The following is a 9,690-nucleotide window of genomic DNA, read 5'->3' as shown; positions in this document are numbered from 1 at the left end:
CGACTGGCTTAGACACCCAAGATCATCGGGGACCGCGTTCGTCGTTCACAACCCCCCGGGTGCCACCCGCCGTTTGGCCTGCCGATCTACCGGCTCATCTCAGCATCTGAGAACGCATTAGCCCTGGGATCGAGTGCGGCAGGGGACGCGGGATAGTGGCAGGGATCACCCGGAGGGGCTGTGGTGGCGAACTTGTGTCAGCTGCCATCGAAATACTCAGGCGAGAAGACCTCGCCGCCATCGTGAAGTGCCGCGCGTTGGTCGGCGTTGTGCGGATCGAGGAGTGACGCAGGGTGCTCGACCTGTACACCGAAGGCTGCGGGCGTTGGGAGCACCCGTGCGCGTGATCGGCGTGACGACGTTGAAGCGGTGACCCATGAGCTAATGCTTCAGCGTGCGCCACTTTCGGATCGAGTTCTTGTACTGCTCGGGCATGTGGAGGTGCTCTGCCTCCCCGAAGGGGACGACCGAGAGGGCCTTGTGCTCGTTGGAACTGCTCGCGGTCTCCGAGCCCGAGTAGTGTGCACCGTAGGTCACGATGAAGACGTGCCGCATCGGGGTGATCTCGTACACCCAGGTGTCGATGATCGATTCAACCTTGACGGTGAGGCCGAGTTCCTCCTGAACTTCTCGTTCGACGCATAGTTCGGGTGCTTCGCCCAGTTCCAGCTTGCCCCCGGGCAGTTCCCACTCCTCTCGCTCGTTCTTCAGGAGAGGGATCGAGCCGCCGATGTCGATGACCAACTTCACCGATACCGGAAGCTGGTATTCGAAATACCCGGGGTTTCGTTCGACAAGGTATGGTCGGTGTTCGGTGCTGCTCATCTGATGGCCGCCTTCAGGTCGTCTCGGGGTACCGCAGAATTTCAACCAGAAGCTAGCACGGGCGCCTGCCGGGAATATGGCCTTCCCCGAACATCGGGAGTAACGATCATATCTCCAGCAGGAGGGCGGCAATGTCGTCGCTTTTCTTGAATTTTCCGGAAGCTTCGGTGGTGAGGGTTTTCTCATAGGCGCGGACGTCGCCGATGACCGAGGAGATGTTCTTCCGCCGGCAGGCTTGCAGGAGGTCGTGCCAGGTATCGAACAAGTGGTATTCGGACACGGCCCGCGCGAGTCCGTCGGTGGACAGCAGGACGGTGTCGAAAGGCGCGCTCCGCCGTGCTGCGAGTGTGTGGATGAACAGGTTTCCGGCCGGGTGCCCGGAGAACACCGACTCGCCGGCGATCCCGTGGATGTACTCGGCCCGTCGCCGCTGCATGGCGGCCGTTACTTCCTCGTGCGTCAGTGCCTGCGCCCGGGCGCTCGCCACCGCCGCAGCCTCCCGCTCGTCGAAGAACTCCGTGGTGACATCCAAGAGGCCAGAGTCGCCTGCGACGAAGCCCACGGCATCTCCGACACGTGCCAGCTCGAGCGCGTCGTCGTTGACGAGGAGGACCGCGAGAGAGCAACAGGGATGCTGCCGCATCTCCGCCAGATCGAAATTCTGCAGCTCACGAATCATGTCGCGCTGGACATCGTGCAGCAGTCGGGCCGAGGCGGTGTAGTCATGCGCGGAGCCCGCCCTGTTCAGAGCCTGGTGCACGTGGTCCACCAGCCAGTGAACATTGGACAGCGCGGGCAGGCTCCGTTCGCCCCGGAAATCGGACGCGCCGTCGATGACCCACGCGAGGTTGCCGGCCACGCCGGAGCGGTCCTCGCTGGGCCGACCCGCCGAACCCGCGTCTTCGCCTCTGTCCACGAGCCTCATGGATTACCTCTTCAGTAGGTAAGGAACGGCCAGCATAAGAAAGCCCACCGCGTACATGCAGGCGATTCGCCAAGTGGATTTCGTGCTGACCAGAGAGAATGAGGCGAACACCACTATGAGGGAACCTGCCATGGCCTGAATCAGGCGAATCCCGTCGGCCTGGCTGGTCTTGCTGGCAATGTTCGCGGTCGCGGCCACGAATGCCACCACAGCGGCCAGTAATCCTAGCAGCTGCAGCTGCTGTGCTTTGAATTCCGCTAGTTCCCGGCGATTCTGCTCTAGCTGGTCATTCCAATGTGAACGTTGCTGAAGCAGGTCGATGCGGACTCGCGTGGCCTGGTACTCGGTGAGCCTGCGGTGATAATCGACGGACGTCCTTGGCTCGAGTTCGATCGCCTGCCCTACCGCGATTCTGGCCGATGCGTAGTCGCCCCGGAGGGCTAGCAGCCTCGCTTTCGTCTCGAAGTAGTGACCGGTCCGCCCACGGGTGATCGCGATGGCGCGATCGACGGCCCGTCCGGCTTCGCCCAGCTCCTCGGTGACGACCGTTTCGCTGCGTTCGAAGTATTCGACAATGAAGGCGGCCAGTTGATGAATGACTCCTGCAACCTCGGGCATGAGTTCAGCCGCCTGCCGGGAGTACTCCACGGCGCTCCGGAGGTTCGCCGTGTCGCCCTTGTTCTTCGCGATTATTGCATGGAAGGTATAAACGTAGGGTTCGCCGGCGAATTCCTCTGCATACCGCCGGACCACCGCCTCATATTCTGCATATCTCTCCTCTCGGCGTAGGCGGAGCAGCCAGCCGTACAATGCCGCAAAGCGAACAGAGGAATTGAGGGTCGTGTCCTTGACCAGTTTGCGCAGTCGGCGTTCGGGCTGCGCGAGGCCCTCGACGACCCGCCGTATCCCGGTCGAGAATTCCTGGGTAGTGGAGGCGGGGAGGGATTCAAGTTGCCGGACCAGCCTTGACCGCGTCGAGGCTTGTCGGTTCCCGCTGTTGTTATCCGCCATGAGTGCGCAGGGCCTGGGCCGTGATGACAGGGATGTCCGAACTGGCAAGTAGCCGTATCATCTGGCGGTCCCCGCTGAAGGAGCGCCGCCCATGAAGATAGCGGTGATTGTGCACGATGTACCCATCTCCGGCGCTCATTCTGACCACTCGTGGGGTATTTCGCAGTTTCCGTAACTCTTCGAGAACGGGCCATCCGCATGAGCTCAGCAGACGTGATCGGGCTATCGCGTCGTTGCGATATCTGAACCGGTAGCCGGCGGGGCCCAGTGGTTCCAGTACGGGTGCCTGCCGATCGGCTGAGACCAGGACCGCGCTGCGGCATGCCTCTGCGAGGTCTGGTAGGCGGGTCAGGCGGTGTATCGCGGGAGCGAGGTCCGCCAGGAGCGCCTCCCCGCCCTGCGCGGGAGCCTGTACGGTCAGCAAGGTCGCAAGTGTCGGAGGCGCGGCGACCATCGCTCGGTCGGTGTGGAGCGGCAACGCGTCTCGGCTGAATGCCTGACGTCCGGGATGGCCGATCGTAGAGGCCGAGGACGCCCCCTCTATTCGGGTGATGCCCACTGAATCCTCGTGTGGATGGTGGTAAAGCTCAGAAAAGGTGAGAAGCAACTCGATTAATGTGGGTAAGTCGCCGTCCCTGATGAAGACAACTCCGCTGGTGGCGAGCGTGTCACTCATGATCGCCGGGTCAATGGGAGCTCCGGTGCCATCGATGAGTCTCATAGAACTGATTTCGGCCAGATGTTCTGGCCGCCGGCATACCGGGCGAGATGCGGCTGGCTTTACTTCCTGTGAAGGCCGAAATCGGCCGTTCGAGCCTCGACGCAGGCGGCGTGGGGATCTGGAATCCTGCAACGGGGCCGCCCGGCCGGATCACGGCTATAAAGGTCATCGCGGGCCCTAATGACGCGCCGGAGGCGCGACATTAGGGCCCGCGTGACGGCGTGGGACAAGGCGACGACCGAGGCGACGGGCAGCGTCCCACATGCGCAGAAGTGATGGGGACGGGGCATCGGGCTCCGGGCCGGGCTGGGCGCCGATGAGTGCGAGGGACTTCTCCGTCCCGGCACGTGCACACGATGCACGCATGGCCGGGGACGCGCCATCCCAGGACATTGCCACCTGGATGAGACGAGCGGCGTACCGAAGACAACGGACGTCTCCCGTGAGTAGGCCTTATACACGCAGGGGTGCGGCTGTTTGCGTCCGGAGATGGGAGGCGCCTTGTGAGGGGTCTGTCGGCAGGCGTGTGACGGTGTGGGTATCGGCGCCCGTCCGAGCCGTGATCGCGCAGCGGTGGTTGCTGAGGTGGGGCCGGGGCCGAGTGGCGGTCATGCGCGGGACGGGAACTTGACGAGCCGTGCGGTCCGCCGTGCGCTCGTGTGATTGCGACGGCGGCCTGAACCGTCCTATCTGCATGGGTGGAGCGGATTCGCCACCTCGCCGGGATCGTGTGGCCGTGCGGCGACCGGATTTGGGCTGGAGCACTGGTGCTTCCGGACGTGCCGGACGGTGTGATGAGGGCAGGTGCCGTCGATCGCGAAACGGTCTTCATGCCGGTGCACACGGGCGGACCTTTGAATCAACGCGGGGATCCAGGCGTCCCCCGGTGCGGCGGATCGGGAGTGCGCGTCATGATGCCGCGGGCGGGGCTGTACGTCACCGTGGAGTGAGGTCGTGCGGCCCGCGCCGTGGGGCGCCGGGCGGTGTCGGGCCGAGTGGTCAATACCGTCGTCCGTTGCTGGGCGGGCACGGGACGAGCCCCGGCTTTCGTGGACGGCCGAGGCTCGAAGGGGCGTAGACGGTGGGGACGTCAGACCAGGTCGTGCGCGCTTCGCTTGACCTCACGTGCGAACGCCGACCAGGCAGAGGCAGTGAAGGTCAACTTCGGCCCGTCCGGATCCTTGGAGTCCCGTACCCCGATCACGGGGGACAGGTCCGCTACCTCAACGCACTCGCCACCCTCGTGAGCGCTACGGCTGCTCTTCCGCCACTGGACGGACGTGTTGGTACTCATAGGCTCTCCATCACTGTGGATATCAAGGCACGCGACTCCTCTACCGGTAGCGCGTAAGCCTTCAGCAACTCGTACCGTACGACATAACTCGTCACTCGCGTAGGCTTCTCGAAGAGCATTCCTTCACCGGCTGACTCGGTGTATGCGATGTTCGTGCCATCGTTGAACCCGAGAATCGTGAAACTCCCCGCAAGACCGGCGTGATAACCCGCGCTCCACGGAACCACGTTGAGCATGACGTTGGGACGGCGGCTACATTCCAGTAGATGGCCGAACTGGGTTCGCGTGATGTCCCGACTTCCAATCACGCGGTGCAGCACGCTTTCGTCAAGGGTAAGCCAGATCCGAGGTGCACTCTCTCCGGTGATGATCTCTCGTCGTTCCATGCGTTTCCGGATCAACTCCTCCGCTACGGTCTCCTCAACGTCGCGGAAGACGGCGCGAGCGTAGTCCTCGGTTTGGAAGAGTCCGCTGAGTAGAAGTGCATTATAGACGTGGATCGAGTCGGCCTTCTTCTCGCGCGTGCTGTACTCGGTGAAGCCCGGAGGGAGAATGGGCTCAATCTCGATGTCATTTGCAAGCTTCCACAAGCGCTGGTAGTGCCCGCCTGTCTTGAAATAGGTGTCGAGGTCTTGCGCACTCTGTTCGGAGACTTTGCGGCCGCTCTCCATGGTGCTGATCCACTGTGGCGTGCAGCCAAGTGCATCCGCGAGTTCCTTCCCCGTAAGTGCGTTCTCGCTGCGCATGCGCCGGAGTTCGGCACCGAAGAAGATGCGCGCTCGATTCTCGCTCATTTGGAGCCTCCGGGGGGTTAACCAGGCTCGCTGGTTGAGTTGATCTTGGCTCGGCTTGACCGGCACTGTCGGGCGGTCACTACCGCACTTTAACCCGGACTGTGAGTCTGATTGCAAGCTTTTCGACGCAACGACAGACAACGAGGTCCACGAGATGCATAAGAGGTTGGTATCAAACAATTCCCCGAGAACGGGGCAAATGCCCCTCATGTCCGATTGGCTGGGCGAGCGCTTGGACGATGGATTCGTCGCGCGCCGTCTCGCCGAGCTGACCGACTACCAGACCCTCAACGGCTGTTTGGGGGAGGTCCAGGCCCGGGACGAGGGTGAACTGTGGCTTCTCTGCGACGCCCAGACACGCCTGTCCGAGCGGGTCGCCCTCGCGGAGTTCACGAGGGGGCGGCTGTGACCACCCCCGAGCACGAGTCCCCGGCAGTCGAGTCATACGTCCGGCTGAAGGCCCTGGGAATGCACCTCAAGGCACACGGATTCACGATCGACTACGTGGCCGGCGGCCTGGTCGTCCGCAACATGACGTCCACCGCGCGGAGCTGCTGCGGTGCCCAAGCAGTCTCGGGGGACACGATCACGTGCCGACCGCACGAGGACGACGAGGGCCGCTACTGGTACTTCACGTCCTGGCAGCAGCCGATCGCAGAGTCCGAGCGGATCACCGACGCCCTGGTGATGATCAAGGGCTATCTGGGAGCCCCCGCGTGAACTCTCCCTACACGGGGGCATGGCCACTCAACCCAGCCGCCTACCTGGCTCAACTGAGGGCGGAGTTTCCGACCTTCGGCATCATCGCTGACCCCAGGCGCCCGATCTGGATGGCGGTCAGAGGTGACGAGATCTTCATCTGGGCCACTGACGGCGACGTCCTCCGCCAACGACTCCTGGAGATCTCAGGCCGATGAGCCTGGCCGTCCGCCTACTTGGCAGCCTTCTTCTTCGCGGCCTTCTTCGGAGGCCGCCACTGGGCAAGCTCTTCCCGAGAGAGCCCGGGATACCGCTCGACTTGCTGCTGAAGGTAGCCCTCGTAGGCGACGGCCGGGCTCAACCCGGTCATCGGGTCAACCTCGCTGTGCCACTGCTTCACCCACGGCAAGACCTCATCGAGGCCCGCCAGCAATGGCATAAGCCGCTCAAGCTCCCACCCATCCTCGGTGGTCCGCTCCTCGATCAACGTGACAAGCGCGTGCGCCTGCTCAGCGTGATTCCAACCAGCCCACCCAATGAGCAACGTCTTGTCTCCATCCGGGCTAGCCCCTGGATACGAGATGAAGCGCTCCTTGGGAACGTCTAGCTTCCCCCGATTTCGCCAGTACGAGTTCTTGACGAAGTCCGCGCTCGTGTATTTGGGCGGCACTTTGATATCGAGCCGCTCGCCGTCCTCATCCTCCTGACGCTGCAACCGCCATGTCTCTTCCCACTGCGCCCGCTTGCGCAGCCCAGAGTCCTTGTAGCGCAAGGCCGGAATGAACGGCACGTGCCCAGTGTCCAGGATCTCGGTGAGCACGTCGATCAACGCGACGTCATCACCCGCGTACAGCCGAGCCACCGACACGAAGTCGACGTCATCCTGTAGCCGGTCAGTCAACCGCCCAACCGTCATCATCCTCGGCTGCTCATGGCCGCTGTGGTCCGGCGCGAACCATAGCTCGTGAGCTTCACACCGATCCAGCAGCCAGTCTCGAAGTGCGTCCTTTTCCTTCTTCTCCCACGGATCCGTCGCCCAGCGGCGTTTGTACTCTGGCCGCTCGATTAACCCAATGGTCTGCGGCCGTCTCTCGATCGTCTCGATCCGCTTCTCCACCACTCGTCGGTAACTTTCCGGCCAGTGCTCAGGAACTTTCGTGATCGGCGTAGACCCATGGCGTGCGAACCATTGCGTCTCGGCCTCGCCAGCCGACACCTTCCGCGCTAGCATTATCTCGAAGGCACGCTCACCAAGCTTGACTCCAGGAACTGAACCCGGATCCGCGACCAAATCGGCTGCTTCCTCCTCGGTCAGCAGTCCATATAGTTGGTACACCTCCCAATCCAATTCTTCCTGGAGTCCGATCATCTTTGCTCGAATGCTTGCCCACTGGCCGTGGGCCTTATCGAGCACATTTGTTTCCGGGGCACCTTTAAGGCAAAGCTTCGAAGGTGTGACGGTTGCAATCTCTAGTGCGAGATTGTCGAGATTGCGTGCGATTCCTGTTGGGAAACGGAAAGGGAGTGGAAATTCCTTGAGTTTCGTACTAGTGAACTCGTGGCGATTCTCCCATGCCTCATCTTGTATGCCGCGCCCAATGCCGCTACCTCCTTTTGGTTGGCTCACCTGTTTGAGCCAGAAGCAGGCGGTCGAACTGTTCAATACGCCGGTCATTTCAATATATTCGGTTTCGCTAGCGTTGTCCTGAAGCTTGATGACAGGCGTAGACTGCTTAAACACCTTCCCGCCACGCTCCATGGAGAAGTGGGGGTGTGTCGCAACGAAGGCCATTGCGATGCCAAGATGAATGCCAAATCGTTCCGGATGCCAGCGGCTCCATTCGTACCATGTAAGGCCGATTTCCTCATGAGTGCCACCTGGCTCGCGTCTTTCTCGGAGGGCCGTGCGATGCATCCAGAGATGTTGGGCCGTGACGGCATCCTTGATGGTTGCTATAAGTCTGGAGTCGTAAGGAAAGAGCGCCTCGGTCGAATGGTCAAGGAACCAGTCTCGTACCATCTCGCCTTCGACAAGGGGGACCACATGTTCCTCGGCGACTCCGCGACGTTGCCACGCTCCGGGGGGCGCGAAGTATGCCTCGTCACTTCCCGTGTGAGCAGTCCTGCCGATTAGGCGTACGCGCTCCTTGACGCTCGTGTACTGGCCAGCTTCCAGCATGCTCGTCAGTGCCGAGGCGCCTCCACCCGTAAGTGACCACGGATGCTTGGTCAAGGCGCCAGGGGGGAGATCGGTGACGCTAAACCACGTACTTTCGCTTCCTGGTGTGCTCGTTTGTGCCACCAGGGCTCGCCAAACAAAACCGTGAGCGGGGTCATTGGGCTGGCTTGGCTCACCGCGAATCCCGAGAACGGCGCGGATTGGCTCATCACGGCGGTAGACGCGACGTCCGATCAGAATGACCGTGGGCGTGCCGTGGCCGGGGATGTAGGCGCCTGAGGTATCAATGACGTGCGTGAGTCGGATGGTCGGAAAGAATTCTTCGATGAGCTTTTTGCCGAATTCTCGCTTCATAAATGAATTGGCGGTTATTTGGCCAACATAGCCAGATCTTCTGCGATCCCGCCCCGCTCGGATAGCGAGTTGAAAGAAACGTTCTGTAAAAGGTACTGAAAGTGCATACGAGCCAGAAGCACTTTGATAGTAGCGGTAGTTGCTCTTCTCTATCTTGTCCTTGACGGTTATGTAGGGCGGATTCCCGACAACCACGTGATAACTGTTGATGCCCAGTATGTCGACCGTCTTGATGTAGTCACTTACATCTTCCGTGTCATAAGTGAATACAGGATCGATCTCGAGAAGTTCGCCGGCGCCGGAGATGTCCATGTAACCCTGATCCTGGTTCGGTCCACCTCGCCCGTGGATCAGAGAGTCGCCGACTGCGATGTTGATGATGAATTCGGGGGCGTCGGAGAATTTGTCGACGCCCCCAGTTTTCATAGCGGCGATGGCTAGGCGGAACCGGGCGATCAAGACCGCGAAGGGGTTCTTGTCGACGCCGTGCACCGAGTACAGGGTGCGGTGGATGAGGTCCCACTTGTCCACGCCCGGCGCCTGGGCTTGCCAGCGTTCGAAGATGTGGTGGAACGCGCCGAGGAGGAAGTGGCCGGAGCCGCAGGTCGGGTCGATGACCCTCAACCCACGCGGGAGGTTGAGTTCTTCGGGGCAGGCTTCAGGGGGTTCCGGGTCGAGACCGAACTCGTTGATGGCCTTGTCCAGCGTCAGGCCGAGGATGAACTCTTCAACGAACTCGGGGGTCTGGAGCAGGGCGTACTTCTTCTTCGCGTGCTCCGAGAGGTCCTGGTAGAGGTTGCCGAGGAAGCGGGTGTTCCAGTCCGCGTCGGTGAAGTCGTGGACGGGGACGGTCGCGGCCTCCAACTCCTCGTCCGGCAGGGGCGGGCG

The 9,690-nt window shown here is 61.8% G+C and carries 8 protein-coding genes; 2 read left to right on the top strand and 6 right to left on the bottom strand.

Annotated features, from left to right (window positions below; all coding sequences use genetic code 11):
* Positions 1-381 precede the first annotated feature (381 nt).
* From E1285_RS40195 to E1285_RS40170, 5 genes are all read right to left on the bottom strand, one after another.
* Positions 382-825, bottom strand: a complete 444-nt coding sequence (locus tag E1285_RS40195; protein ID WP_132159852.1) for an NUDIX hydrolase — start codon at positions 823-825, stop codon at positions 382-384.
* Positions 826-931: 106 nt separating this feature from the next.
* The gene (locus tag E1285_RS40190) at positions 932-1,750 is read right to left on the bottom strand and encodes a protein phosphatase 2C domain-containing protein (protein WP_132159851.1); all 819 of its coding nucleotides are present in this window, start codon (positions 1,748-1,750) and stop codon (positions 932-934) included.
* 3 nt (positions 1,751-1,753) lie between these two features.
* A complete protein-coding gene (locus tag E1285_RS40185; RefSeq protein WP_132159850.1) occupies positions 1,754-2,761 on the bottom strand; it encodes a hypothetical protein in 1,008 nt (335 codons plus the stop codon).
* A 1,811-nt stretch (positions 2,762-4,572) separates the two neighbouring features.
* Positions 4,573-4,776, bottom strand: a complete 204-nt coding sequence (locus tag E1285_RS40175) for a DUF397 domain-containing protein (RefSeq protein ID WP_132159848.1) — start codon at positions 4,774-4,776, stop codon at positions 4,573-4,575.
* Complete coding sequence (locus E1285_RS40170) at positions 4,773-5,570, bottom strand: helix-turn-helix transcriptional regulator (protein WP_165966955.1); 798 nt, start codon at positions 5,568-5,570, stop codon at positions 4,773-4,775. Before E1285_RS40170 ends, E1285_RS40175 begins: the two co-directional genes overlap by 4 nt.
* Positions 5,571-5,778: 208 nt before the next feature.
* Here E1285_RS40170 and E1285_RS40165 point away from each other — a divergent pair, with 208 nt between their 5' ends.
* Both E1285_RS40165 and E1285_RS40160 read left to right on the top strand, forming a co-directional pair.
* Entirely contained in the window at positions 5,779-5,979 is a 201-nt protein-coding gene (locus E1285_RS40165; protein ID WP_132159846.1) for a hypothetical protein, read from the top strand.
* Positions 5,976-6,290, top strand: a complete 315-nt coding sequence (locus tag E1285_RS40160) for a hypothetical protein (protein ID WP_132159845.1) — start codon at positions 5,976-5,978, stop codon at positions 6,288-6,290. The genes E1285_RS40165 and E1285_RS40160 overlap by 4 nt, the downstream gene beginning before the upstream one ends.
* Positions 6,291-6,501: 211 nt before the next feature.
* Here E1285_RS40160 and pglX read toward each other — a convergent pair whose 3' ends face one another.
* Positions 6,502-9,666, bottom strand: coding sequence for a BREX-2 system adenine-specific DNA-methyltransferase PglX (pglX, locus tag E1285_RS40155; protein ID WP_207947171.1), 3,165 nt, complete (start codon positions 9,664-9,666; stop codon positions 6,502-6,504).
* Positions 9,667-9,690: the final 24 nt, after the last annotated feature.

It is taken from the genome of Actinomadura sp. 7K507 (genome assembly GCF_004348425.1).
Classification (GTDB): Bacteria; Actinomycetota; Actinomycetes; order Streptosporangiales; family Streptosporangiaceae; genus Spirillospora.
The sequence above is the reverse complement of the archived record's forward strand: the minus strand, read 5'-3'. Positions and strand labels throughout refer to the sequence as shown.

Coding starts and splice junctions, on each gene's coding strand:
- E1285_RS40195 (WP_132159852.1), bottom strand. CDS start 825: ATGAGCAGCACCGAACACCGACCATACCTTGTCGAACGAAACCCCGGG.
- E1285_RS40190 (WP_132159851.1), bottom strand. CDS start 1,750: ATGAGGCTCGTGGACAGAGGCGAAGACGCGGGTTCGGCGGGTCGGCCC.
- E1285_RS40185 (WP_132159850.1), bottom strand. CDS start 2,761: ATGGCGGATAACAACAGCGGGAACCGACAAGCCTCGACGCGGTCAAGG.
- E1285_RS40175 (WP_132159848.1), bottom strand. CDS start 4,776: ATGAGTACCAACACGTCCGTCCAGTGGCGGAAGAGCAGCCGTAGCGCT.
- E1285_RS40170 (WP_165966955.1), bottom strand. CDS start 5,570: ATGAGCGAGAATCGAGCGCGCATCTTCTTCGGTGCCGAACTCCGGCGC.
- E1285_RS40165 (WP_132159846.1), top strand. CDS start 5,779: ATGTCCGATTGGCTGGGCGAGCGCTTGGACGATGGATTCGTCGCGCGC.